The 24,556-nt window shown below is 58.6% G+C and carries 23 protein-coding genes and 2 pseudogenes; 9 read left to right on the plus strand and 16 right to left on the minus strand.

The genetic code is table 11. The features are described 5' to 3' along the window. Window position 1 precedes the first annotated feature (1 nt). From IC37_RS12335 to IC37_RS12380, 10 genes are read right to left on the minus strand one after another with little or no spacing between them, the layout of a single operon-like run. Window positions 2–1,138, minus strand: a complete 1,137-nt coding sequence (locus tag IC37_RS12335; RefSeq protein ID WP_030132102.1) for a glycosyltransferase family 2 protein — start codon at window positions 1,136–1,138, stop codon at window positions 2–4. Beyond that, complete coding sequence (locus IC37_RS12340; RefSeq protein ID WP_030132103.1) at window positions 1,131–2,099, minus strand: glycosyltransferase family 2 protein; 969 nt, start codon at window positions 2,097–2,099, stop codon at window positions 1,131–1,133. Before IC37_RS12340 ends, IC37_RS12335 begins: the two co-directional genes overlap by 8 nt. Beyond that, window positions 2,096–3,463, minus strand: coding sequence for an O-antigen ligase (locus IC37_RS12345; RefSeq protein WP_030132104.1), 1,368 nt, complete (start codon window positions 3,461–3,463; stop codon window positions 2,096–2,098). The genes IC37_RS12340 and IC37_RS12345 overlap by 4 nt, the downstream gene beginning before the upstream one ends. Beyond that, the gene (locus tag IC37_RS12350; protein ID WP_371916324.1) at window positions 3,460–4,515 is read right to left on the minus strand and encodes a glycosyltransferase family 4 protein; all 1,056 of its coding nucleotides are present in this window, start codon (window positions 4,513–4,515) and stop codon (window positions 3,460–3,462) included. The genes IC37_RS12345 and IC37_RS12350 overlap by 4 nt, the downstream gene beginning before the upstream one ends. A 32-nt stretch (window positions 4,516–4,547) precedes the next feature. After that, on the minus strand, window positions 4,548–6,143 hold the full coding sequence (locus tag IC37_RS12355) for a Wzz/FepE/Etk N-terminal domain-containing protein (protein WP_030132106.1): 1,596 nt from the start codon (window positions 6,141–6,143) through the stop codon (window positions 4,548–4,550). 17 nt (window positions 6,144–6,160) lie between these two features. Next, window positions 6,161–7,186 carry a polysaccharide biosynthesis/export family protein gene (locus IC37_RS12360; protein ID WP_030132107.1) on the minus strand — a complete coding sequence of 342 codons (1,026 nt, stop codon included), beginning with the start codon at window positions 7,184–7,186 and terminating at the stop codon, window positions 6,161–6,163. Window positions 7,187–7,209: 23 nt separating this feature from the next. Continuing rightward, the gene (locus IC37_RS12365) at window positions 7,210–7,854 is read right to left on the minus strand and encodes a CpsD/CapB family tyrosine-protein kinase (RefSeq protein WP_030132108.1); all 645 of its coding nucleotides are present in this window, start codon (window positions 7,852–7,854) and stop codon (window positions 7,210–7,212) included. Next, entirely contained in the window at window positions 7,855–8,601 is a 747-nt protein-coding gene (locus IC37_RS12370) for a sugar transferase (protein ID WP_030132109.1), read from the minus strand. After that, a complete protein-coding gene (locus IC37_RS12375; protein ID WP_030132110.1) occupies window positions 8,598–9,656 on the minus strand; it encodes an NAD-dependent epimerase in 1,059 nt (352 codons plus the stop codon). The genes IC37_RS12370 and IC37_RS12375 overlap by 4 nt, the downstream gene beginning before the upstream one ends. Continuing rightward, window positions 9,653–11,005 carry a UDP-glucose/GDP-mannose dehydrogenase family protein gene (locus tag IC37_RS12380; protein WP_030132111.1) on the minus strand — a complete coding sequence of 451 codons (1,353 nt, stop codon included), beginning with the start codon at window positions 11,003–11,005 and terminating at the stop codon, window positions 9,653–9,655. The genes IC37_RS12375 and IC37_RS12380 overlap by 4 nt, the downstream gene beginning before the upstream one ends. A gap of 388 nt (window positions 11,006–11,393) precedes the next feature. On the opposite strand from IC37_RS12380, the gene IC37_RS12385 reads away from it, so the two are divergent. From IC37_RS12385 to IC37_RS30090, 6 genes are all read left to right on the plus strand, one after another. Then, the gene (locus IC37_RS12385) at window positions 11,394–13,091 is read left to right on the plus strand and encodes a sulfatase-like hydrolase/transferase (protein WP_030132112.1); all 1,698 of its coding nucleotides are present in this window, start codon (window positions 11,394–11,396) and stop codon (window positions 13,089–13,091) included. 213 nt (window positions 13,092–13,304) lie between these two features. Next, complete coding sequence (locus IC37_RS12390; RefSeq protein ID WP_030132113.1) at window positions 13,305–13,973, plus strand: ABC transporter ATP-binding protein; 669 nt, start codon at window positions 13,305–13,307, stop codon at window positions 13,971–13,973. Between the two features lies 1 nt (window position 13,974). Next, a complete protein-coding gene (locus IC37_RS12395) occupies window positions 13,975–16,446 on the plus strand; it encodes an FtsX-like permease family protein (protein ID WP_030132114.1) in 2,472 nt (823 codons plus the stop codon). Then, window positions 16,436–17,509, plus strand: coding sequence for a lipocalin-like domain-containing protein (locus IC37_RS12400; protein WP_030132115.1), 1,074 nt, complete (start codon window positions 16,436–16,438; stop codon window positions 17,507–17,509). Before IC37_RS12395 ends, IC37_RS12400 begins: the two co-directional genes overlap by 11 nt. Window positions 17,510–17,571: 62 nt before the next feature. After that, window positions 17,572–17,814 carry a hypothetical protein gene (locus tag IC37_RS12405; RefSeq protein WP_030132116.1) on the plus strand — a complete coding sequence of 81 codons (243 nt, stop codon included), beginning with the start codon at window positions 17,572–17,574 and terminating at the stop codon, window positions 17,812–17,814. A 10-nt stretch (window positions 17,815–17,824) separates the two neighbouring features. Then, entirely contained in the window at window positions 17,825–17,998 is a 174-nt protein-coding gene (locus IC37_RS30090) for a hypothetical protein (RefSeq protein WP_177409394.1), read from the plus strand. Window positions 17,999–18,567: 569 nt separating this feature from the next. Here the strand turns inward: IC37_RS30090 and IC37_RS12410 are convergent. The 6 genes and pseudogenes from IC37_RS12410 to IC37_RS12430 form a co-directional block, all read right to left on the minus strand. Then, on the minus strand, window positions 18,568–20,430 hold the full coding sequence (locus tag IC37_RS12410) for an ATP-binding protein (protein ID WP_030132117.1): 1,863 nt from the start codon (window positions 20,428–20,430) through the stop codon (window positions 18,568–18,570). Window positions 20,431–21,000: 570 nt separating this feature from the next. Further along, window positions 21,001–21,203 (minus strand): annotated as a pseudogene (locus IC37_RS30500) (hypothetical protein); the annotation flags it as partial. Continuing rightward, the gene (locus IC37_RS30505) at window positions 21,178–21,351 is read right to left on the minus strand and encodes a hypothetical protein (protein WP_256580724.1); all 174 of its coding nucleotides are present in this window, start codon (window positions 21,349–21,351) and stop codon (window positions 21,178–21,180) included. The gene IC37_RS30505 and the pseudogene IC37_RS30500, both read right to left, overlap by 26 nt. After that, window positions 21,348–22,126, minus strand: a pseudogene (locus tag IC37_RS12420) (DUF4123 domain-containing protein). The gene IC37_RS30505 and the pseudogene IC37_RS12420 overlap by 4 nt, the downstream one beginning before the upstream one ends. Continuing rightward, a complete protein-coding gene (locus IC37_RS12425) occupies window positions 22,071–22,235 on the minus strand; it encodes a hypothetical protein (protein ID WP_177409392.1) in 165 nt (54 codons plus the stop codon). Before IC37_RS12425 ends, IC37_RS12420 begins: the two are co-directional and overlap by 56 nt. A 128-nt stretch (window positions 22,236–22,363) precedes the next feature. Continuing rightward, window positions 22,364–22,879, minus strand: a complete 516-nt coding sequence (locus tag IC37_RS12430) for an Hcp family type VI secretion system effector (RefSeq protein WP_030132119.1) — start codon at window positions 22,877–22,879, stop codon at window positions 22,364–22,366. A gap of 167 nt (window positions 22,880–23,046) precedes the next feature. Between IC37_RS12430 and IC37_RS12435 the strand changes: the two genes are divergently transcribed. From IC37_RS12435 to IC37_RS12445, 3 genes are all read left to right on the plus strand, one after another. Next, entirely contained in the window at window positions 23,047–23,238 is a 192-nt protein-coding gene (locus IC37_RS12435; RefSeq protein ID WP_030132120.1) for a hypothetical protein, read from the plus strand. Between the two features lie 15 nt (window positions 23,239–23,253). Then, window positions 23,254–23,931, plus strand: coding sequence for a type 1 glutamine amidotransferase domain-containing protein (locus IC37_RS12440; protein ID WP_030132121.1), 678 nt, complete (start codon window positions 23,254–23,256; stop codon window positions 23,929–23,931). Between the two features lie 339 nt (window positions 23,932–24,270). Next, window positions 24,271–24,525: a hypothetical protein gene (locus IC37_RS12445; protein ID WP_030132122.1), complete on the plus strand. Its 255-nt coding sequence runs from the start codon at window positions 24,271–24,273 to the stop codon at window positions 24,523–24,525. The last annotated feature ends 31 nt before the right edge of the window (window positions 24,526–24,556 follow it).

Consider the following 24,556-nt stretch of genomic DNA (forward strand, 5'->3'; position numbering starts at 1 on the left):
TTCAACGATTTTGCTCGGGGTTCCACTGCGCGTACCGCTGGCCGCGCAGGAACTGCCACAGACCGATACTCATCCCGGCAAGGGTCACCAGAACAAACGCGGCGAGGCGAAAAGGTTTGGGAAAACGGTGTTGCACATCCAGCAGGCCGACGATGGCCATCGCGTAACCGAGCAGTTGCACGATCAGGCTCAGGCGATAGAAGCCATGTACATTCCACAGCCAGAAATTGCTCAGCAGCAATGGCAGCAACAGGATCGGTGCCAGGCGTCGAATCAGCTTGTGGCTGATCAGTGCAATCGCATACAAGCCATGGCGCCAAGGGTTCAGCAGCTCCCGGCGCTGGGTCAGGCTTTGCAGGCCGCCGACGGTGACGCGCTGGCGACGACGCCATTGCTTGGCGATTTCGTCGACGCCCTGGTCGCTCACTTGTGCTTCGGGCACATAGACGATGCGTTTGAACGCCACCGGCGCGCAGGTACTGATAAAGAAATCGTCGTTGACCTCCGCCGGCACGTGCTGGAACAGTTGGCGACGCAGGGCGAGCAGGGCGCCGTCGGCGGAGACCATGCAGCCGGTGCGATTTTCCATCTTGCGCAACCAGCCTTCGTAATGCCGATAAAGGCTGTCGCCCAGGCTCAGGCCTGTGCCCGCTACCGGGATCATCATGTGCCCGGCACAGGCCCCGACCTCTGGATCGGCCAGGGGCGCGAGCAACTGGCCGAGGGTGTCGGTCGACCATTGGTTGTCGGCATCGGTGAACACCAGAATCTCGCCCGTGCTCAGGGCAACGCCGGCATTCAAGGTGGCTGCCTTGCCCTGACGGGGCAGGTCGAGCACGCTGATGCGCGGGTCGATCACCTTGCGGGCGCAGGCCACGGTGTCATCGGTGGAGCCGTCGCTGGCCAGAATGATGTGTAGCGAGCGCGCCTGATAATCCTGAGTGAGCAGGGTGCGCAACTTCTCTTCGATATGCCGGGCCTCGTTGTGCGCGGCAATGATGATGCTGACATTCATCGGTTGTGCTGGTGCATGACGCCGCACGCGGAACAACGGCGCGATCAGCGTCAGCAGCAGCGGGTAGCCGAGCCAGGCATACACCGGCAATAACAGGCACAACCAGAAAATGAATTCAGCCACGGGCCGGCCTCCTTGCATTCCAATGACAAAGGCTGAGGAGGAGCGCGGCACCGGCCAGGTGCAGGCGCACCCAGTGCAGGCCCCACAGTTGCAGCATCAGGCCAAGGTCACGGTGTTTCAGGCTCTGGCGCAGGCTCTGGGCGAGCGCGGGCAGTGTGGTGACGAACAGCATGAATAACGCCACTCGGGGGAAACCATTGAACAGGGTGGATATCGCCATGAAATCCAACACCCAGGCGATGATCGACAGCATCGGGAAACGCAGTAAACGCAGATTCATGCCGTGGCTGCGCAGTAATTGCAGGTGACTTCCCTGACGCCAGAACTCCTTGCCCATCCATTCGCGCCAACTGCTCTCGTAACCCCAATGCAGGGCAACGCTCTGGTTGACGGACAGCAGGCGTGCGCCAGAGTGGGAAAGGCGCATGGTGAAATCTTTGTCTTCGCCAGTGCGCAGGTTTTCGTTGAAGCCGCGGACCTTGTCGAACCATGGACGACGCATCAACAGGTTGGAACTGGGCAGCCATCGCACTGTTTTCACCGTTTCATCGTTCGGGCGCAACGTGCGGCGTTGCCAGGCATTGGCATACCACGGGGCTTCGGCCGGGGTGTGCAGGTCCAGTCCCAGGACGTCGACCTGAACTGCGGGTTGGATGCTCAACAACAGCGTGAGCCAGTCCTCGGGCACTTCGATGTCGGCATCAATGAAGGCCAGCCATTCGCCTGTGGCAACAGCGGCGCCGCGATTGCGCAGCGCACCTATCAACAGGCTCGGCAGAACCAGCACCTGCGCGCCCATTTGCCGCGCAATGTGCGGCCCTTGATCCTTGGAACCGTTATCGACCACGATCAATTCGCAATCCAGCCCGGCGGCCTCGGCGGCTTTTTTCGCGGCGAGCAACGTGCGACCGATGTGTCGGGCTTCGTTGTACATCGGGATGACGAGGCTGATGCGGCTCATGTCTTGGCTTCCATCAGCGGACTTTCTTCAGCCTTGAGGCGCAACACGCAGGTCAGGGCGAGCATGATCCACAGGTATTTGTGATTCGGTGCGCTGAGGAACATCAAAAACAGCAGCAGCGACAGATAGCTGATACCCAGGTGCGTGATCATGTCGGCTTGGTCCCAGTTGCGTCGCAACAACCAGGCGTGTCGGGCGCGGATCAGGTTGTACGTCCCAACGCCCAGTATGCTGACGAACAACAGCCCGGCGGGAATTCCCAGTTCACTGAAAATTTCCAGGTAAGTGTTGTGAGCGCGGCGGTACAGGTCACCGGGCTTGCGGTTGGCGGAAAACGCCATGGCGTAACCGGTGGTGGCGTACTGCAGTGGGAAGGTGCCGGGGCCGGAACCGAGTAACGGGTGCTCACGAATGACCTGGCTGCCGACCACAAGGTATGACGCGCGCCGGCCAAGGGATTCGTCCTGACTTTTGGCACCGGCCTTCAAGATGCTCAATGACTGGATACGCGCGACGTAACCGGCCGGCATCGAATAAATGGCCAGCGGAATCACGAGCACCAGACCGAGCATGGCAAAACCCAGATGGCGTGGACGGATGCGTGGCAACTGAGCGCGGTAGTGCCAGGCGCCGATCATCAAGCTGAGGAACAACACCACCAACCCGGAACGGGATTCGGTCTTGGTCATGCCGCCCAGCAGCAAAATGCAGCAGGCGCCCCAGAACAACCGGTGCAACAGGTTCGGGCCACGAATCACCAGCAGCAGGCCCAACGGCACGGCGAAGGCGATCAGCAGGGCAAAGGAGTTCGGGTCCTCCAGCAGCCCGGCAGCGCGGCCCTTGTCCTGATACTTGATGGAGAACATGGCCAGCGCGCAGGTCGCGCTGACGCTGAGGGTCACCAGCCGGGCGAACAGATCGAGGTTCAGCTCACGGCCGATCAGCAAGGTGATCACAAACAAAATCAGGCCGACGGCAAGTTCCCGCAGATGAGACTGGGACATGTCCAGGTTGTCGGTAATGATCATGCTCAACAGGTACAACACCATGAACCAGATCAAGTAGCGCCAGATGTTGCTGCGCAGACGCTCGGACGGAATCTGGTGAATGGCCAGTTGCAACATCAGGATCAGTGCCAGTGACGCACCGATGAACTTGGTACCCGACACCGCATTGCCCTTGAAGAAACCTTCAAACGGCACCAGCGCCGCAATGCCCAACAAACCCCACGCGGGTTTTCGGTACAACACCGCGATGGCCACCAGGCCCAGCACCGCGCCCGGCGCCAGAAACGGATAAGGGCTGGCCAGCAAACCAAGGCAGACCAGGGCGAGCAGACTGACGATCGAGAGCGGAAAGATCACGCGCGTGCCTCCCGTGCAATACGGATATAAAGCTGCGACCAACGTTCAGCCAAAGCCTTCAGGTCGTAACGGTCCAGTTGCGTACGTCTTGCGTTGTCGATCAGTTCGCGTGCCAGTGCCGGCTCGCTCAGCAGCGTATCGATCTGCCGGGCAAGGGCGGCGCTGTCGGTAGCGGGTGCCAGCAGGCCGTTGTGTCGGTCCTCCAGCACGTCGGGTATCCCGCCGACGCTGAACGCCACCACCGGCACCCCGGCCTGCATCGCCTCCAGCAAAATCATCGGCGTGCCCTCGGTGCGCGAGCTGATCACCAGCGCATCCAGTTGCTGCCACCACCGGTTCATGTCGGTCTGATAACCCGGCAGGATGATGCGTTCGTGCAAACCGGCAGCGGCAATCCGCGCCAGCAGGGATTCTTGTTCCGGGCCGTCGCCGAGCATCACGGCGTCCAGTTGCGGGTGTTGCTGACAGAGCGGAATCAATGCATCGAGAAACAGGTCCGGGCCTTTTTCGTTGCTCAGCCGACCGACGTAGCCCGCCAGCCAGCGCTGGCGTTTGGTGGTGATGGGCAGCCGGTCGCTGGCCTTGGGCAGACCGTTGGGAATCACTTGCAGTTTCTCCGTCCGGACACTGGCTTTGCGGTGCAGCACCGCGATGCTTTCGGCCACGCAAACCACGCGATGCACCGACGCCGTGCGGCACAGTTGCAAACTCAGCCAGCCGTAGAGGCGTTGCTTGCGACTGCGCGGGGTAAAACCGTGTTGGGTAATCACCAGCGGCAAGTCCAACAACGTCGCACTCACCCAACCAAATAACAGACCCTTGAAATTGTGCGTGTTGATCAGCGGTTGTTCAGCTCGCCGCTGACGTAAATGACGCAGCAATTCCCTCAAACCCGCAAAGCTGCGGCAGTCGACCCCTGCCTCGCGAAATCGCGCGATCAGCACTGGCGGCGCATCGAGAAACAGCACCTGGTGCTGCCCCGGCGTCGCCAGGCAATGGTCCAGCAGCATCCGCTCAGCCCCATAGAAGCCGCCGCTGCTGATCAAATGCATGATCGGCAGAGCGCTGGCGCTGAGCGGCCCGTTCAATGGCGCACCCAATGCACGAAGCTGTCCACGGTCCAGTTTTTGTGCGGGTTGTTCGGCATAACGTCTTGCTCGTTGATCACCAACAGCACCGGCAAGCCCAGTTCATGGGTGATTTGCGCAGGGTGTTTGAAGCGGTGATCGAAGAACTCACGCATGTAGACGAAGGCAATCGCCAGCAGCAGCCCGGTCAGCATCCCGAACGGAATGATCAGCAGCGGTTTGGGAAACGCTGCCTCGGTCGGTTCGTACGGCGGGCTGAGTACCCGGGCATTGGACATATCGTTGTCCAGCAAACCGGCGGAACTGCTTTCGGCAAAGCGTTGGGCGTAGGTGGAGAACGCCGCGTGCAAGGCATTGATCTCGGTGTCCATCTGCTGCAACTTGCTTTGAGCCACTTGCAACTGATGGATGCGGTCCTTGAACTGGGCGATGCGCGCGGTTTTCTGTTTGATCACCGAGGTGACAATCGCCAGATCGTTGGTCCGCTCCTGAATCCGGTTGCTGACGATTTTCAGGAACTGCTGACGGGTGCGGGAAATCTGCTCGCGGGTCAACAGCATCGGTTCACTGCCCGGCTTGAAGATCGCCAGGTCGTTCATGTAGCGGCTGACCTGAGTCGTCAGTTGTTCACCGAGCTGTCTGATCTCCCGGTCTTCGAACGCAATATTGTCCACCGTGGTGGTGAAGGTGTAGGGGAAGGTGTACTCGCTGAGCCGGGACGTATTGGTGGCGGTCGTCAGGGCGGTTTTCAGGTAGTCGAGCCAGCGCTGGCTTTGCAACAGGCGATCCTGATACAGATTCAGGGCCTGTTCCTCAGTGTTGATGGCATTGAGGCGGAAGGTGATTTCTTCCTTCGGATCGGAAGAACCCACCCCTTCGAGCAACGTCAGTCGAGTGCCTTCCAGGCCATCGAGACGCACTTGATATTGCTTCTTCTTGGTTTCGTAGAAGCTCTGCGGCAGTTCGATCGATTGCAGTTCCTGACGGTTGGCCAGGTAATTTTGCAGCAACGCCGCGACAAACCGGGTGCCCTGAGCGGGATCGCCAAAGCTGTAGACAATGGAGATTACGTTGGAACCCGGCAGGGTTTCGATTTTCAGGTTTTCGGTGGCCTGCTGGGTGAAGACATCCAGGTCGGTATCGCGCACGGGATCGGTCTCAAGCCCAAACGCGTCGCGCACCGGATTGATCACGTATTCACGCAAGGGGGTGGTCACAAAACGTTTGATCGGTTCGGTCACCAGTTTGCTGAAGGTCCCGGTGTTGGGCGCGTACTCGCCTTTATCCCGCAGGTCGCTGATGGTCTGACGGATCAGGGCTGGCGAACGCAGGATATTGCTCTCGGTTTCCATGTCTGCCAGTGATGGCGGAATGAACGAGGCATCACCTTGGGTCAGGGACGTGGTGGCGTCTCCCTGGGAGAGTTTTTTGGACTGCACGATCACCTGCGCGGTGATATCGAAGCTCTGTTTGAGCATCAGCGGCAAGAGCAGGGCGATCACTGCAAAGATCAGGAAGACTCGTTTCACCAACTTTTTGTTGGCGAAGAAAATCCTGAAGAACTCATGCAGGTAGTTTTCCTTTGGGTTCATGGTCGGTCACCTGAGCGTTAGTTATCACTGCCTTTGTTGTCGACGCGGTAGCCGAAGCTGAAGCCGACCCCCTGAAACAACACCACGTCCGCCAGTTGCCGCGCGAGCTCACCGGCGCTGGCCAGTTTGGTCTTGGGCACGTAGAGCATGTCGTCCGGTTGCAGGTAAGCAATCTGCGAGGCGTCACCGGACAAGGCTTTTTCAACGTCGTAGTGCACGGCCTGCACATGGTTGCCGGTGCGGCGCATGATCACCACCGAATCGAGCCGCGCCTTGACGTTAGTGCCACGGGCCAGGGTCAACGCTTCGAGCACCGAGACCGGCCGGCGAATCGGGTAGGAGCCCGGTTGCGCGACTTCGCCCAGCACATAGATTTCGTTGCCCGAGGTGGATTTGAGCATGACGTCGACCCTCATCCGCCCCGGCAGTTGCGCGTAACGTTGATTGAGGAAAGTTTCCAGTTGGTTGACCGTCATGCCTTGCAGCGGTACGGAGCCTATTTCCGGGAAACTCGCATAGCCGTCGTTGCCCACGGTGATCTCCCGGGTCATACCGCTACCGGGCTGGCTCAGGGTGGTCTTGAGGTTCTGCTCACCGCTCAGCGGGCTGGTGACCAGCACAGTTACCTGATTGCGATTGGGCTGAAACAGGGATTTGCGCTCATAGGCGCGCTGGATCTCCTGCCGCGCTTCGACAGCCGTCAGCCCGGCGATTTTTACCGCGGTATTGGCCCCCGGCAGTTCGATGGTGCCGTCGGGCAGCACCAGTTGAGTGCCGTTGAGCTGGCTGGCCGCGGTGAAGTTCAGGGCGACCTGGTCACCGGACTGAATGCGGTAAGCGCCCGAGCCACTGGTGGTGCTGATGTGGAAGATCACGTCCAGCACGTCCTTGGGCCGCAAGGTCTGTTCGATCTTGGGCATGTCGGTGGCCTGGGCATTGGCCGGGTCGGCCGTGAGGATCTGCACCGGCATATGTTGGGTTTCACTTGTGCTGGAGCAACCTGCAAGCGGCAGCAACAGCAGGACAAGTATTTTGGCGTTCATGGCGTCATCCTTTCTGCGGTTGCTTACAGGTTTTTGTAAAGCCATTTGGGCATGTAGTACTTGCGCCGGTTGAAGACGCTGCCCACCAGTTTGGCGCCGGCCTGGGTCAGGCGCTGGACCGCGGCCTGGGCCACTTCCCAGCGCGTGTCTTCAGCGCGCACCACCATGATCACGCCGTCCACCAGGGTGCTGATGACCAGGGTGTCTGCGGCCGAATACACCGCGTCGCCGTCGATCACCACGAAGCGATACCGATCGCCCAGTTGGTCGAGCAACGGGGCTAATTGCTCAGTCGTCAGGTGCTCGGCGCCGCGGATGTGTCGCCCGTTGGGCAGGATGTGGAAGGGCAGGCTGGAGACGTTCACCAGGCAGTCCTGCAGCAGCGGCGGGGAGTCGTTGAACAGCAGGTCGCGAAAGCCGCGTTCTTTGGTCAGCCCCAGTTGTTGCGTGAGGTTGTCCTCTGACTGGCTGGCGTCCACCAGTAGCACTTGGCCGCTGCTCATTGACGCCAGTTGGCTGGTCAGCGCCAGGGCGCTGGTGGTGGTGCCGGCGCCTGGATTGGCGGCGGTCAGAAAGAGGATCCGCAGATCCAGATCGAGCACGGTCGAGGTCAGGTTGGACTCGCTCGGGCTGGCGATGGTCAGGCTTTTGTTCGATGAACCGTCCATTTAACTCGCTCCGTGGCCGCTGAATACTTTGAAGGGGGTTTTCAACAGGATCTTCAGATCGAGCAAAAGGCTCTGCTCGGCGATGTAGTTGAGATCCAACTCAACGCGCTGGTCGAAGTTGATATTGCTGCGCCCGGAGATCTGCCACAGGCCGGTCATGCCGGGGTAAATGCTCAGGCGTGCAAGGTGACTGTCTTTGTAGCGATAGGCGTTGAATGAGGTCGGTCGCGGACCGACCAAACGCATGTCGCCGCTGACCACATTGATCAGGTTCGGCAGTTCATCGAGGCTGCTGCGCCGCAGGAAGCCGCCGATAGGGGTGATCCGTGGGTCGTTGTCGATCTTGAAATCGATGGCGTCGGCACCGTGCTTGTTCAGATGCCGCAAAGACTCCTTGAGCTCCTCGGCGTTGCTCACCATGGTGCGAAACTTGTACATGCCGAATATGCGGCCGCGGTAGCCGGTGCGTTTCTGCACGAACATCACCGGCCCCGGACTGCTGAACTTGATCACCAGGGCCAGGCCCAGCAGTACCGGGGAGAGCAGCAGCAGAATCACCAGCGCGCCAACGCATGCGACCATCCGATTGGTTCGCGAAAGCGTCCAGGGCCGACCGCCATCGCGGCCGGTCACCCAGCCGCGACCCTGCATGTGGATCGCCTTGTCCAGGCGCATTCGGTGATCGGGGTCCAGGCGTTTGTCACGCTGCATGTGATTGAGCAACATGCCTTTTTCTTGTCCAGTCATAGGGGCCTCCGCTGAAGCCCGGACGCGAGCGGCGAGTGGGCGATGCGCAGTGGGTAGTAGTCACGGAACCAGGCGATGAATCGTCCGAGTCCTTCATCCAGCTCGATCCGTGGCTGGAAACCGGTGGCCTGCGCCAGATCGCTGGCATCGGCGCAGGTGTTGAGCACATCGCCCGGTTGCAGGGGCAGCAACTCGACGAGGGCTTTTTGTCCGAGGTGTTTTTCCAGCAGCGCCAGGTAGTCCTTGAGCTCCACCGGTTGTTGTCCGCCAATGTTGTAAATGCACCACGGCGCCATGCTGCTGGCCGGGTCCGGTTGTTCGCGGTTCCAGTCCCGTGCTGCTTGGGGCGCGCGTTCGAGCAGACGGGCGATGCTCTCGATGATGTCGTCGATGTAGGTGAAATCCCGCTGGTGCTGGCCGTAGTTGAACAGCTTCAGCGGCTGACCTTCGGCAATCGCCCGGGCGAACTGGATCGGCGACATGTCTGGCCGGCCCCAAGGCCCGTACACGGTGAAAAAACGCAAACCGGTGCAGGGAATGCCGAACAGATGGCTGTAGCTGTGGGCCATCAGCTCATTGGCTTTTTTGGTTGCGGCGTACAGTGACAACGGATGGTCGACGCAGTCCTTGACCGAATAAGGCGTGTGCTGGTTGGCGCCATACACCGAACTGGACGAGGCATAGATCAAGTGCTTGACCGGGTGATGGCGGCAGCTTTCGAGGATGTTCAGGAATCCGCTCAGATTGCTGTCGAGGTAGGCCTGGGGATTTTCCAGGGAGTAGCGCACCCCGGCCTGGGCCGCGAGATGAATCACCACCTCCGGTTGTTCACGAACAAACAAGGCATCGAGGGCCGTGGCGTCGGCCAGATCGACTTTCGCCAGCGGGAAATCACCGACGTGCCCACGTACCCAATCCACGCGGTCGTGTTTGAGTTGCGGGTCGTAGAAATCGTTGAAATTATCCAGCCCGCACACCTGATGCCCGTCACGTATCAACCGCAATACGCAATGGGCGCCAATGAAACCGGCCGCTCCGGTGACGAGTATCTTCATGGCCGTGGCGCCTCGGGAACGATGTGCCGAAGCCCGATGCCGCTGTAGTGCAAACCGGCCGCCGCCACATGTTCCGGGTTGTAAAGGTTGCGCCCGTCGACAATCACCCGCGCGCGCAGTTTGCTCGCCAGCAGGTCGAAATCGACCACACGGAAATTCTTCCACTCGGTGCAGATCACCAGCGCATCGGCATCTTCCAGGGTGTCGTCGCGGGTAGCGCACAGGTGCAGGTCATTGCGGTAGCCGTAGATGCGCCGGCACTCGGACATGGCTTCCGGATCGTAAGCCTGCACGCTCGCACCTTCGGTCCACAGCGCCTCCATCAGATAACGGCTGGGAGCTTCGCGCATGTCATCGGTATTGGGCTTGAAGGCCAGGCCCCAAATGGCGATGGATTTGCCAACCAGGCCATCGGGAAATAGCGCCTGCAGTTTGCTGAAGAGGATGTGCCGCTGGCTGTCGTTCACGTCGGTGACGCTGCGCAGCAGACGCAATGGCATGCCGTGGTGTTCTGCGGTGTGCAGCAGGGCACGCAGGTCTTTGGGAAAGCACGAGCCGCCGAAGCCACAGCCGGGGTAGATGAAGTGGTAACCGATGCGCGGGTCCGAGCCGATGCCTTTGCGCACCGCTTCGATGTCGGCCCCCAGCAACTCGGTGAGGTTGGCCAGTTCGTTCATGAAACTGATGCGGGTGGCGAGCATTGCGTTAGCGGCGTACTTGGTCAGCTCGGCGCTGCGGTTGTCCATGAACATGAGCTTTTCGCGGTTGCGGCAGAACGGCGCATAGAGTTCGCTCAATTGGTTGCGCGCTTCATCGTCATTGGTGCCGACGATGATTCGGTCCGGGCGCATGCAATCGGCCAGGGCGCTGCCTTCCTTGAGAAACTCCGGGTTGGACACTACTCGCACGTTCAACGCCTGTTTGCCACGGCGTTGCAGTTCTTCGCTGGCGGTGCTCGCCACCTGGTCCGCGGTGCCCACCGGCACGGTGGACTTGATGATCAGGGTACGGTCGGCCTCCATGAAACTGGCGATCTGCCGAGCGACATTCAGCACATGGCTGAGGTCGGCGGAACCGTCTTCATCGGCGGGTGTACCCACCGCGATGAAAATCAGCTCGGCGTGTTCGACCGCGTCACTGGCCTGAGTGGAGAAGAGCAGGCGACCGGCCTTGATGTTGTCTTCCAGTGTGCTGGACAGTCCCGGTTCGCTGATCGGAGGCACGGCTTGCTGCAGTTGCTTGATCTTGTTGGGGTCAATATCAACGCACAGCACACGATGTCCGACATCGGCCAATGCCGCGGCTTGAATCAGACCGACATAGCCCGTACCAAATACGCTCACGTCCATAATTGGCGTGCCTCGTAAAACGGTGGATGTAACTGAAATGAGACTGTCAAAAGGGGTATAGCCCAGCCATGGGAAAGCGTGTCAGCAAAATGACGGGTTGCTGGGGCAGGAAACCCTGATTTCACGGGCTCTTTGCCATCAAGTGCTTGCCGCTGCTGGATTTACCGCGGTTTTGAGAGGTTTTTGAGGGTTTGAAGAATGCGATAAACGGTCGAAAGGCCTGTAATACAAGGGTTACAGGCATTTTGCTGTGTCAGATTTGATTCAACATTTTTTTGACGCTTTTGGCAAAAAACCGGCATTTCTTGCGCTTCGATGGCTCGGTGCTAGTGTCAGAAAGTGGCCGACAATCTTGGCCAACGATGTTCGCGGAGTGACTCCAACTGCCATGATCCGATACCTCAAGGAACTGTTGCTGGTTCTGTATTTACTCAAAAACTACGACGACTACTTTGATCGCCTCACTGCATTGGGCATCGGTTACCCGGTGGTGTTGTATGGCGGGATGTTCGTGGCACTGACGGTGGCGCTGTTCATGACCGCGTACATCCGTCAGACGCTGATCCGTCATCTGTTCGCATTGGCGATGTTTGCCTCGGCGGTGTTCTTTGACGTCTATACGCATGTGACCGCCGGCTACATGACTTACAGCAGTTTCGTGTCGCTGGTGTACTCCGGCGGGTTCATCCAAGAGGCGGCGCTCCAGTACCGCGATGCAATCATCAGCGGGATGGTCAGTGGTTTGTTGCTGCTGTTCGGTATCGGGCTCAAGCCGCGTCGACGGGCGCCATTACCGGGTGCGCTGTTGGTGGCGGCACCGGTGCTCGGGGTGTTACTGCTCAGCGTAGTACTGTTCGTGCGGGCGGGTGAGGGCGCCCGTGGCTTGCCGATCATGTACACACCGTTGGCCTATTTGAATCTGTTCACCTATGAAGCACTGCACAACACCGTCGGCCCGCGTGAGCCGGTGAGCCTGACGCGCATCGATCAGCCGGTGGGGCACGACATCGTGCTGATCATCGACGAGAGCATCTCCGGCAACTACCTGGACATCAACACGCCGTTCGGTGTGCACAGCAACCTCAAGGAACCGCAACCGGGCGTGGATATTTTCAATTACGGCTATGCGGCGTCCATCGCCAATTGCAGTGCCGACACCAACGTCACCTTGCGCTACGGTGGCACCCGCGGCGACTACAGGCGGATCAACAGCACGTTGCCGTCGATCTGGCAGTACGCAAAAAAGGCCGGGCTGCGCACCGTTTACATCGACTCCCAGCGCACCGGTGGCAACCTGCAGAACCTGATGAACGCTGCCGAGGAAAAGGACATCGACGAGTTCGTGCAATTCGACCGGACCAGCGTTCGCGATCGCGACATGGCAGCCGCCGCCAAGCTGATCGAACTGCTCAACGACGGCAAGCCGGAACTGGTGGTGATCAACAAGGTCGGCGCGCACTTTCCCGTGCATGACAAGTACCCGGACACGTTCATGGCTTACCGACCGACATTGCCCCGAGGGCAATTTGTCGAAGTGGCGGACACGGGCAAACGCGATGGTTTCAACGGTCAGCCGGATGATTGGTTGCTGTACCGCAATGCTTACAAAAATACGCTGTTGTGGAATGTCGGCGAGTTCTTCGCACGGGTTTTTGCCCAGGCGGATTTGAGTCATGCGCTGCTGATTTACACCTCGGATCATGGGCAGGATCTGCACGAGCGCGGTAACCCGGGACTCAATACGCACTGCGGTGGTGATCCGGTGGAAGAGGAGGGGTTGGTGCCGTTGGTGGTGATTTCGGGCAGCGGTTTGAAGACCCTGGATTGGCAGGCGCAGTTGCCGGCCAACAAGGATCGCTCCAGTCACTACAACATTTTCCCGACCTTGCTGCAGCTGATGGGCTATGACCTGGCGGGGATCGAGGCGGTGTACGGCAAACCATTGAGTGTGCCGACGGTGGACGACTTCACGTTTAACTATCGCTTCAATGCGCGGTTGGGGGCAATGCCTGCGTGGAAGCATATTGATCTGAACCGCATCGTGACGCCGGGCCGGGTGGTGCCGAGTGTGGCGGTGGGGCAGTGAGGTTGTTTGTTGGCTGAGCCGGTCCCTTCGCGAGCAAGTCGAATCGTCGCACCGCCGCTCCCACATTTGATCGATGTGTACACAGATTCTGCGTACACCGGCGATCCCTGTGGGAGCGGCGGTGCGACGATTCGACTTGCTCGCGAAGAACGATAACGCGGTGTCGCTGCCGTCCGCTATCCTAGGCCCACTGTCTTCAACGAGTCTCCCCTCATGCTTTCGGTCCAGGGCGTCTTCAAAAGCTACGCCACCCCCCAAGGCCCATTGCCCGTGCTGCAAGGTGTCGACCTCACGCTGAAACCCGGCAGCAGCCTGGCGCTGATGGGCGAATCGGGCAGTGGCAAGAGCACCTTGCTGCACCTGATCGCCGGGCTGGACAAGGTCGACCGTGGCAGCATCCGCAGCGGCGAGCATCGGCTGGAGCAGATGACCGAAAGCCAACTGGCCAACTGGCGGCGGACCGAAATCGGTCTGGTGTTCCAGCAGTTCAACCTGATCGGCAGTTTGCGCGTCGAAGACAACCTGGCATTTCAGGCGCGTCTGGCCGGGCGCCACGATCCGCGTTGGCAAGCGCATTTGGTGCAACGTCTTGGGTTGCAGGATTTGCTGCGGCGCTATCCGGAGCAACTGTCCGGCGGGCAACAGCAGCGCGTCGCTCTGGGTCGCGCCCTGGCATCGCAACCCAAACTGCTGTTGGCCGACGAGCCCACCGGCAGCCTCGATGAAGCCACCAGCGATGAGGTGTTGAAGTTGTTGCTGGAACTGCTCGACGACAGCCCGACGACTTTGTTGATGGTCACTCACAGCCCTCGGGTTGCCGCGCGGTTGGCAGACAAAGTGGTGCTGCACGGTGGCCGTCTGGCTGGCGCGGACGAGCGCTGAGGTGCGGGTTTTTCGCGAAACGCTGCGGGCGCTGCTCAGCCATTGGCGGCAACATCCGGTGCAATTTTTCAGCGTGCTGACCGGGCTCTGGCTCGCCACCAGCCTGCTGACCGGCGTGCAAGCGCTGAACAGCCAGGCGCGAGAAAGCTACGCCCGGGCCAGTCAGCTGATCGGCGGCGAACCGCAAGCCAGTCTCGCTGCACTCGGCGGTGGGGTGTTTTCCCAGCAAGTGTTTGTCGACCTGCGTCGTGCGGGTTGGCCGGTATCGCCTGTGTTGCAAGGCCGGGTGACGCTCAAGGGACTTGAAGACCAGCGCTTGCAGTTAATGGGGATTGAACCGGTGTCGTTGCCGGCCGGTTCCGCAGTGGCCGGGCGGTCGTTGCCGATCGAGCAGGTTGTCGAGTTTTTCACCCCGCCGGGCAGCACCTGGATTTCACCGCAGACTTTGCAGGCGTTGGGCTTGCACGAAGGTCAAACCCCGGTGGCCCAGAGCGGAGTCACCTTGCCACCGCTGCGTGCTCAGACCGACATGGCGCCCGGTGTGTTGCTGGTGGACATCGGCTTCGCCCAGCAGATTCTGCAATTGCCGGATCAATTGTCACGGCTGCTGCTGCCCAAGGATTTCAAGGCGACCCTGCCTGATGAGCTCAAGGGCCAACTTCAGTTCAAAAGCAGCGGCGAAGAAAACAATCTCGCGCGCCTGACCGAGAGCTTTCACCTGAACCTCGATGCCTTGGGCTTTCTGTCGTTTGTGGTCGGCCTGTTCATCGTTCACGCGGCGATCGGGTTGGCGCTGGAGCAACGTCGAAGCTTGCTCAGAACCCTGCGCGCCTGTGGAGTCAGCGCCCGCATGTTGATTGCCTGTCTCGCTGTCGAGCTGGGGGGGCTGGCGCTGGTCGGTGGTCTCGCCGGCGTCGTCAGCGGCTACCTGTTGGCGGGTGTGTTGTTGCCAGATGTCGCCGCCAGCCTGCGCGGCTTGTACGGCGCCGAAGTGCCGGGGCAGTTGAACCTCAGTGCGCTGTGGTGGCTCAGCGGTATCGGCCTGAGCCTGTTCGGCGCCTTGCTGGCCGGCGCCAACAGTTTGCTGCGGGCGGCGCGTTTGCCGTTGCTGGCGCTGGCCGATCCGCAAGCCTGGCATCAGGCCCACGCGCGCTGGTTGCGGCGCCAGGGTTGGGTCGCCGCGATGGCGGCGGTGATCGCGTTATTGGCGTTGATCCTGGGCGACAGCCTGAGCAGCGGTTTCGTGTTGATGGCCGCGTTGTTGATCGGCGCCGCACTGGCCTTGCCGGTGGTGTTGAATAGTGTGCTCAACTGGGTGCTTGGGCGCAGTCGTTCGGTGCTCGGCCAATGGTTTCTCGCCGACTGCCGCCAGCAACTGCCGGCCCTGAGCCTGGCCTTGATGGCGCTGTTGTTGGCGCTGGCGGCAAACATCGGTGCCGGCAGCATGACCGCCGGTTTCCGCCAGACGTTCAGCGACTGGCTCGAACAACGCCTGACCGCCGAGCTGTACCTCAATCCGCAAAATCCCGCCCAGGCTCGAGAACTGCACACCTGGCTCAAACAACAACCTCAAGTCACGGCGGTACTGCCGAACTGGCAAGTGTCGATCCAGTTGCAGGGCTGGCCGGCGGACGTCTTTGGCGTGATCGATCACCCGACTTATCGTCAGCACTGGCCCCTGCTGGAAGCCTTGGGCGACAACCCTTGGGATCGACTGGCCAAGGACGACGCACTGATGCTCAGCGAGCAACTGGCCCGGCGGCTGAAGGTACGGCTCGGTGATCACCTGACGATCTCCACGCCGAATGGCCCATGGTCGCCACGGATCGTCGGGATCTACGCCGACTACGGCAATCCCAAGGGGCACTTGCTGGTCAACATCAATCACCTGTTGCGCGGCTGGCCGCAGTTGACGCCCAACCGGTTCAACCTGCGCATCGACCCGGCATCCATTCCTGGGTTCCTGACCACGCTGCAAACCCGCTTCACCCTGGACGACAGCCGCATCGTCGATCAAGCCCGGCTCAAGGGCTGGTCCACGCAAGTGTTCGAACGCACCTTCGCCGCCACCGCCGCGCTCAACAGCCTGACGCTTTGCGTCGCGGGCGTGGCGCTGTTCATCAGCCTGCTGACCCAAAGCCAAAGCCGCCTCGGGCAACTCGCGCCACTGTGGGCGCTGGGCGTGACGCGGCGGCAGTTGATGCTGCTGAACCTCGGGCAAACCTGGTTGCTGGCGGTACTGACGCTGGTGCTGGCATTGCCTTTGGGCATTGCGTTGGCGTGGTGCCTGGACACGGTGATCAACGTTCAGGCCTTCGGTTGGCGTTTGCCGCTACGGGTGTTTCCGTTGCAACTGTTGCAGTTGATGGGCCTGGCGTTGCTTGCGACATTGTTCGCGTCGGCGTGGCCGTTGTATTCGCTGTATCGCACGCAACCGGCGGATCTGCTGAGGACGTTTGCTCATGAAGATTAAGCTCGGCGTGTTGTTACTGGCCGCGCTGCTGAGCGGATGTGACAACACGCCTGCGCCAGAAAAAGGCTTCGCCGGCCTCGGCCATCAGGCCGCTGCATTTACCCCGGTGGTGCCCGGGCGAGTCTTCAATTTCCCGGCGGACCACGGCCCCCACGATGGCTTTCGTATCGAATGGTGGTACGTCACCGCCAACCTCAAGGACGATCAGGGCCAGGAATTCGGCGCGCAATGGACGCTGTTTCGCAGCGCCTTGAAAGCGACTCCCGAACAATCCGGCTGGAGCAATCAGACCATTTGGCTGGGCCATGCGGCCGTGACTTCCGCCACGGCGCACCATGCCGCCGAACGCTACGCCCGAGGCGGCGTCGGCCAGGCCGGCGTGAGCCTGGCGCCGTTCAAGGCATGGATCGACGATTGGCGTTTCAGCAGTCAGGCCACCGCTGAAGATCCTCTGGCGGACCTGCAACTCAGCGCTCGCGACAAGGCGTTCAGCTACCAGCTTCGACTGACTTCAAGTCGGCCACTGGTGCTTCAGGGAGACAAAGGCTTCAGCCAGAAGTCCGAACAAGGCCAGGCGTCGTACTACTACAGTCAGCCGTTTTTCCAGGCCAGCGGCACGTTGGAAGTCGACGGCAAAACTTACACGGTCAGCGGCCCGGCCTGGCTCGACCGCGAGTGGAGCAGCCAACCCCTGACCGCCAATCAAACCGGTTGGGACTGGTTCTCCCTGCACCTGGACAGCGGCGAACAGGTCATGCTCTACCGCATGCGGCAAAAGGACGGCGCGCCGTACCTCACCGGCACCTGGATCGACGCTCAAGGGCAGACACAGTTATTGCATGCCGACGACATCAGCCTCACACCGCAAGACACCGCCAACGTGGCCGGGCGTTCAATGCCCGTGCATTGGTCGATCAAAATCCCCGCCAGGCACCTCGATATCACTATCGCCGCCCTCAACCCCAAGGCCTGGATGGATTTGCGCATTCCCTATTGGGAAGGGCCGGTGCGGCTCAGCGGCAGTCATGGCGGGCAGGGGTATCTGGAGATGACCGGCTATTGACCCGGAACTCTCGGCGCCACGCCGTTTTCCTACGTAATGAAGCCCATTCACGGGAGCCCGCCATGAGCGACGACCTCAAACCGCCCGACCTGGCCACCTGGCAACGGCTGTTCGACGACAAGGCCTACTGGCAGCAATCCCCCGATGCGCATTACAGCGAACTGCTGCGCATCGCCGACGATCTGCTGGGGCAGGGCACCATCGACCTCGATCAATGGCAGATCCTCAAAACCAAGGCCGATCAATCCCACAAAGACTCACCCGCCGTGAACGTCGCCCACGAAGTCGACGATCCTGAAGCCTGAGGAACATTCCATGAGTCCCAAACCGACCACCCCCTCCGAAAACCCCGACGAACCGCGGCCACCAGGCGAAGTCGAGCGCGACAACGACGCCCTGCGCCCCACCGACCCGACCCGGCGCAAGGAAAGCGGCAAGGGCACAGACAGCGGGGAGTCCACCGCGCAAGAAACTGCGGACACTCCTTGAGCAGCGTCTATGCAGGCGAAAATGAAAGATCTGAACGTAGAACAGAGCGTTGTGGTGATCGATACCAATAGGTTGAAAGTGACTCACCATCCCGCAAGTTGATCATTACTTGTACAGATTGATTGTTCTTGTGCAGATAGTTGTATAAGAACAATCCGTTTTAATGGTCGAACTGGTGAGTTTAGGAAGTTTGTAGACGCTTTGTAAGCAAAGCCTTACGAAATATTACGTGCATAAATTTCATGTTTATACAGAGGACATATCGGCCAAATTCTATTAAAATCCTCCCCGTTCGCCCGGTGTCAGGGCTCTTTACCGGTGCATGGATTGCCAGGCCATTACACTGGGCGAACACCTCCTCTGGAACGCAATGTTTAAAAGTTTCGGACATAAAAAATGGGCGACCTTGAAGTCGCCCATTTTTGTTGGGTGATTTAAAGCTGCGCCCGCAACCGCCCCCCCGCGCAAATGCCTGCTACAACGCAGCGACATCGCCAAGCGCCTCACCCAGGGAAAGCGTTTCCAACCGTTGAAACACGCTGCGAATGTGCCCTGAGCCCATTTAAACTTTAAATGGCATCCACTACCGGAGTGCTGGCCTGGAGCTGCTGTCGGTAGTTGGCTGCACGCTGAAGCACTCGGGTCAAGGCCATAAAGTTCGCCGGTTTGGTTAAAACGTCATTGGCACCAGCGGCCCTGAAACGCTCTGTCTCGCTCGAAAAAGCGCTCGCGGTGAAAGCAACGATGTAGCAAGTATCGCCCAATGGTAGTTTGCGGATTTTACGAATGGCCGCTAGCCCATCCATAACAGGCATGTTGATATCCATAAAAATGATATCTGGAGTCGACGTCATACACTGATTGACCGCCTCCAGGCCATCTGACGCAAGGTCGGGTGTATAACCCAACTCCCGTAACATCGCCATGGCAACTTTCTGACTCACGGGATGGTTTTCCACCAGCAGGATATCGAGCGGGTAGTCCCCGGCAAAAAATGAGTCGAAACCCACCACTGCATGATCGTCCCCGATGGGTATTTCCGAGACTGAAAAAAGCTCCATGGGGAGTGAGAAGGAGAACGTCGATCCAACGCCAGGCTGACTGGTAAAGGATAAAGTCCCATGCTGCGCCTCGACCAGATTTTTGCAGATTGAAAGACCGAGCCCACTCCCGGTAAAGCGTTGACTGGCCGGCCCTTTGAACTGAGTAAAGGGCTTGAATAGGCTGTTTTGCCGTTCAGCGGGGATACCTATGCCGGTATCGCGTATGGAGAAGTCGAGTCGGGCTTGAGGGCCGTAACCGCTAGTCGTGACCATGAGCGATATTTTTCCGGTTTCGGTGAATTTGACCGCATTGCCCAACAAGTTGAGCAATATCTGGCGAAGGCAATCGGTATCGGTTTTGACCAAGGAAGGTACGTCCGGTGAGACTTGGGCCTCAAGTGCTATTGGCTTGTCCTGAATGTTTTGCCGGATCATTTCAATACTGGATGAAACCAGAGCTCTTACTTCGAAGACACGAGGCTTCAATTCAAGTTTGCCCGCTTCAATTTTTGCAAGGTCGAGAATGTTGTCGATAAGAGACAGCAGGGTTCGTCCGCTGGTATTAATCGTCTTTAGCAGACTGCTTTGCTCGGGATTCAGGGTGGACCTCGCCAGCAACTCGGTCGCGCCGATAACACCGTACATGGGCGTGCGGATTTCATGACTCATGGTGGCCAAAAATCTGGTTTTTGAACGATCAGCGTCCTCGGCGGCATTTTTTGCCTGATTCAATACCTGTTCGTTTATTTGAAGTTGCTGGAGATGAGCGCGCATGCGAATAAGGCTAAAGACGAGAAATACCAGAATGGCCAGGATGATATGGTGCAGGGAGTCTTGATTAAGTTGCTGGTAGTAATCCGCCAACGTCATCTCCGCACCCGCGATATAAATCGTACCGTCCTGCGATTTCATCGGGACGAAGACCGCGCGAAAATCTCCCCAGTGATCCGAGTAGTCGATCCAGGTGGGTTTGGTACGTTCAAAACTGTCGAGCAACGCCTGACTGGCATCCGGGTAGGGATCGAAAAATCGTACGAAATTCTTCTCCAGGATCTCTTTTTTCGATGCGCTGGAGCTGACTAGATAGGCCTTGCCCGAGCGTTTGACCACGCTGTAGACAAAGGCAGTACCCATGGAATCGTTGAAGCTGGAGAGTCGCTGAATGGCATTCCAGTCTTCTGCTTCGGATTTGGACTGTTTGTCGATCAGATTGTCATGGTAGCGGTCGCCAAGGATGGCCGAAGCGCCCAACGCGGCATGCAGCAGCTTGTTATTAATATTCTCTGTGAGGATTCCTTGAGTCTCGACGTAGAGGTAGTAGATATAGCCACTGACACCTACGATGTAGACCAAGAGGAAAATCCATGTTTTCTGTTTGAGTTTGAACATAAATCACAGCCTCCATACTGCGCGCGGAAGTATAGTTTGAAGGTTGGTTGAAAACCATTGTTTTGTTTTTCGCTGTTTTCAGGTGAGGCGGTGAGGCGTTACCTGACCGAAGAGCCAGTTTTTTGGGTTTTTTGTGCTCGCGATGTTGAGTCGGTTTTTGAAAGCAAAAGGGGACAGATTTATTTTCATGAGTGCGTAGAAAATAAATCTTTCCCCTTTTATTTTTGTCCCTTTTTATTTTTTATTGTTAGATGCTGCTACCATAAGTCTATTCTTGCACACTCGAATTCAATGATGTTCCCAATCTCAAATTCGCCTGGTAAAAAATCATCGATCACCATATGTATGTCGCCAACGGCAACCACTTAGTTAGTAATGTCGATAACTTTGGCACGACTTTCCTATCAAGTTTTATGTCGCTTAAGTTCCATATTCCTACCGCCGACTGATTACTGATCATTGCGTTTTTTACAGAAAAAACGTGGAGTGGTTGAGTTAGATTCTCGCCCACTATGACATTGCAAGGTTGAGAGAAGGCGATGCATGTGAAGTCACCGTCACTAATTTCAACTTCCGCTTCTTCGTGCCAACGCGCACGGCCAGGCCGATACCGCCAGTCAGGACAACACCGACCAGAATGTTCAGCAATACCTCTGTAGTCAGTTGCGCCAGCACTTCTGTGCAAGTCTGCGGCGGCAGCATCTTCACCAGGCTACGATGGCTGCGACGTAGATCCACATCAGTGGTTCATCGCTGGCAATCAATAAGGCGGTATGGTTCCGCGTTCAGCACGCCGCCGTACCAAGCCTCGGCATGCTCACGGTAGTCCTTCAGGCACTGCTTGAAGTCACTGATGATGGCCTGAGCATCTGGTTGTTTTGCCGTGAGGTTTCCTACAATCTCACCCATCAAAATGCTCATACAGCCACCTCATTTTCCAGATGGGCCTTCAACAGCCCTGTGTAGTTTTCTTCCGTGAGTGGGGTGCGTTTTACGAAGCGCGCCACTTTTTCTCGCAGGTTGGATTCGGGGAACGAGAAATACAGCTCGGCGTGGTCGTCCCGCAGCCACTGCATCATGTTGCCGATTACGGTCGATGGGGTTTGCTTGGTCAGCCCATCCAGCAATGCTTTCGGCACCTCCCACCATGGCCAATCCTTCGCCGGTGGCACCGCGCGCGACCCCACCTTCAGGCTTTTCCCATTGATCAGGTACCGATCAAACACCGGCAGTACTTCACCGGCGGCATTGCCGAGTCCTTCCAGAATCGGGTAGATATGCCGCCCATCCCAGAACCGGAAAAACACTTCAGTCCCATCCGGCATCTGAACCTGAGTGAGGCTACGCAGATGTTCGAACACCACGTTCGGTTCGCTGCTGGAAACGGCCAGCCACCCCCAATCGAGGGCGTCGGTTTCGGCAATCCATGGCAGGAGGGTTTCAACTCGGTGAGGTAGGGCATCACTGGCTGCCAAGCCGCATAAGGCGTACGGCCCCAGATCGGGATCGCCTGGGTTGTTGGTTCATTTTGGTAAAGCGTTTTGAGCGCTTCGGCATTGCTGGCCGCGCTAACGATCAAGTACAAACGCTCACCCGTCTGCAACGGCCGTTCAGCCAACCACGCTTGAGGGGTCAAAAGATCAGATCGCACAAGCACCTGCCTTGTATTTCTCGCACTCTTCACAGAGCGGCGCATTACGTTTCAGCGTATTGATCTGCGCCGGGGTTAGAACCGCGCCAGCCTTGTCCGCATCAGCACCTTCGATAGTCAGGGCAAAGTGAGTCTGATTGGCCGGCGCGAACATCCCTTGTTCCTCGTGCAGTGCTGCGGCGTTCGCGGCACCCGGGGGAGCTTGCGGACGCTAAAATTCTTGGAGGGCGCAAACAACATCGACCAGCAGAGCTGGCCGATGCTTGAAACGGTCAGCCTGGATCAGGCGACCGGAACGCGCCAGTCATCGGAACCCGAAGTACCGGATACTTCGTGGGTCCAGGTGATTTTGCGGTAGGTGAATTGCACTTCTTCCAGGTGCGTGAAGTGCGAGTTCGACGGATCCTGGCAGTTGTGCATTTTATTGTTGATGGCGACGATGATCGCGTCTTCCAGTTTGGTGGTGTAGTAGTGTTCCTGGGTGCCTTGAGCCGAGGTGCGGTACCACTGGATAACGATTTCGCTCATGCGCTCGCCGGAGGTCAGCGCCGCTTGCAGCAGTGGCGAAGACTTGTCGTAGACCTTGGTGATCATGGCTGGCTTGTGTATGCGCTGACCGGTCGGTTGGCCGGACTGCGGGTCGCGCGGGATGATCACATCATGGCTGAAAGCCTGAATCATGACCTGGTCTTCATGACCTTCCTGGTAGGCGTTGCCGATGGAGTCGGCGGTGAAAGCACCGGCAGTGATCAGGCCTTGTTTCTCGCCAATAACGGACATGTACGCTGGTGTAGCCATGGATGCATTCCTTGCTAAAAGTTAGAGTGCCCGGGAGGCGGTATCGCCCGGTGGGTGCCTGACTGTTATCAAGGACCGTGCCAGAAATACTGAAAGCTATATGATTCAGATGGTTGAGGCGTTTTTTAAAGTGCCGAGAGGGGTTTTGGCAAGGAACACCTGAAAAAGTGCGCAAGAAGTTGCGCGCCACCGCGCAACTCTTGCGTGCTCGGCTGGAGGGCTTGTTAAACCTGGTCGCGGGGGGCTTTTGGGAGGAGCGACTGAGCAATTTCTTGCGCATCAAGGCCATGAGCAATCATCGCAACGAACAGCGCTGCCCGAAGGTCAAATCCAGCGCCGAGTTCACTGAACAATCCTGAAAAGTGGAGAGCGACATGAAAATCCTGATGGTTTTAACGTCCCACGATCAATTGGGTAACACCGGTAAGAAAACCGGCTTCTGGCTCGAAGAATTCGCCGCACCGTATTACACCTTCAAGGACGCTGGCGCGCAGTTGACCCTGGTTTCACCCAAGGGTGGCCAGCCACCGCTGGACCCCAAGAGCGATGAGCCAGACGCGCAAACCGCCGCCACTGATCGCTTCCGCAAGGATCCCGCTGCCCAGTCCGCATTGGCGTCTACCGGGATACTGAGCACTGTGAAGGCCGAAGATTACGACGCTGTTTTCTATCCAGGCGGACATGGCCCGATGTGGGATCTGGCTGAAGACACCTTTTCAATTGCGCTGATCGAAGCGTTTTACACGGCGGGCAAACCGGTTGCAGCGGTCTGTCATGCGCCGGGAGTGTTGCGTCACGTCAAGGAGGCGGACGGCCAGCCGTTAGTCAAAGGCAAGGGTGTGACGGGCTTCGCCAATTCCGAAGAGGCCGCTGTGCAGCTGACGGACGTGGTGCCATTTTTGGTGGAAGACATGCTCAAGGCCAATGGTGGCCTGTACTCCAAGGCGGATGACTGGGCGAGTTACATGGTCGAGGATGGTCTGTTGTTGACCGGTCAGAACCCGGCCTCGTCGGAAGCGACCGCCAAGGCGTTGTTGGCGAAGCTGAAATAAGATCAAAAGATCGCAGCCCCCGTAGGAGCCGGCTTGCCGGCGAAGGCGTTTTCATGGGCGATGCAGGACATGAGGCCGTCTTCGCTGGCAAGCCAGCTCCTACACCAATGGTGCACACCTTGATTTTGTGAACACCGCCGACTGTGCACACCGTCATTTTGTGCGCTGCCGACCTCGTAGGAGCCGGCAAGCCGGCTCTTACGGAAAAACAAGCAACCTCCATGGATAGCCCATGTCGATATCAACATGTCCCCCGCTATTCGTCACCCATACCTATCCAGGTTGTCAGCGTTTATGGTGGGCTGAAAGCGGCCGTAGCTGAATGGTCAGGAGGTGCCTATGAACTGTCCGCTGTGTGGAAACACCAGTGCGCTGGAAGATCTTTCGTTCGGGGGCGGCTTGCGTATTTATTGTGAGCCGTGTGGTGGTTTCTATCGGATCTCATCAACCCTGAATGCCTTGGCCGATGCAAAGACCTATGACACTGAGCGTGCTCGAACCCGGCTGAAAAAGAAGCGTGAAACCGGCAGATTGGAGGATCAAGAGCCGGCGCTCGGTCCGGATGACAAAGACCTGCTCATCGAGCCGGACTGATGTCTGCAGAAGGACTCGCCTGACCCTGAAG

Source organism: Pseudomonas sp. QTF5 (assembly GCF_000512695.2).
GTDB lineage: Bacteria > Pseudomonadota > Gammaproteobacteria > Pseudomonadales > Pseudomonadaceae > Aquipseudomonas.

Coding starts and splice junctions, on each gene's coding strand:
- IC37_RS12340 (WP_030132103.1), bottom strand. CDS start 2,099: ATGAGCCGCATCAGCCTCGTCATCCCGATGTACAACGAAGCCCGACAC.
- IC37_RS12350 (WP_371916324.1), bottom strand. CDS start 4,515: ATGCATTTGATCAGCAGCGGCGGCTTCTATGGGGCTGAGCGGATGCTG.
- IC37_RS12355 (WP_030132106.1), bottom strand. CDS start 6,143: ATGAACCCAAAGGAAAACTACCTGCATGAGTTCTTCAGGATTTTCTTC.
- IC37_RS12360 (WP_030132107.1), bottom strand. CDS start 7,186: ATGAACGCCAAAATACTTGTCCTGCTGTTGCTGCCGCTTGCAGGTTGC.
- IC37_RS12365 (WP_030132108.1), bottom strand. CDS start 7,854: ATGGACGGTTCATCGAACAAAAGCCTGACCATCGCCAGCCCGAGCGAG.
- IC37_RS12370 (WP_030132109.1), bottom strand. CDS start 8,601: ATGACTGGACAAGAAAAAGGCATGTTGCTCAATCACATGCAGCGTGAC.
- IC37_RS12375 (WP_030132110.1), bottom strand. CDS start 9,656: ATGAAGATACTCGTCACCGGAGCGGCCGGTTTCATTGGCGCCCATTGC.
- IC37_RS12380 (WP_030132111.1), bottom strand. CDS start 11,005: ATGGACGTGAGCGTATTTGGTACGGGCTATGTCGGTCTGATTCAAGCC.
- IC37_RS12385 (WP_030132112.1), top strand. CDS start 11,394: ATGATCCGATACCTCAAGGAACTGTTGCTGGTTCTGTATTTACTCAAA.
- IC37_RS12390 (WP_030132113.1), top strand. CDS start 13,305: ATGCTTTCGGTCCAGGGCGTCTTCAAAAGCTACGCCACCCCCCAAGGC.
- IC37_RS12400 (WP_030132115.1), top strand. CDS start 16,436: ATGAAGATTAAGCTCGGCGTGTTGTTACTGGCCGCGCTGCTGAGCGGA.
- IC37_RS12405 (WP_030132116.1), top strand. CDS start 17,572: ATGAGCGACGACCTCAAACCGCCCGACCTGGCCACCTGGCAACGGCTG.
- IC37_RS30090 (WP_177409394.1), top strand. CDS start 17,825: ATGAGTCCCAAACCGACCACCCCCTCCGAAAACCCCGACGAACCGCGG.
- IC37_RS12410 (WP_030132117.1), bottom strand. CDS start 20,430: ATGTTCAAACTCAAACAGAAAACATGGATTTTCCTCTTGGTCTACATC.
- IC37_RS30505 (WP_256580724.1), bottom strand. CDS start 21,351: ATGAGCATTTTGATGGGTGAGATTGTAGGAAACCTCACGGCAAAACAA.
- IC37_RS12425 (WP_177409392.1), bottom strand. CDS start 22,235: ATGTTCGCGCCGGCCAATCAGACTCACTTTGCCCTGACTATCGAAGGT.
- IC37_RS12430 (WP_030132119.1), bottom strand. CDS start 22,879: ATGGCTACACCAGCGTACATGTCCGTTATTGGCGAGAAACAAGGCCTG.
- IC37_RS12440 (WP_030132121.1), top strand. CDS start 23,254: ATGAAAATCCTGATGGTTTTAACGTCCCACGATCAATTGGGTAACACC.
- IC37_RS12445 (WP_030132122.1), top strand. CDS start 24,271: ATGAACTGTCCGCTGTGTGGAAACACCAGTGCGCTGGAAGATCTTTCG.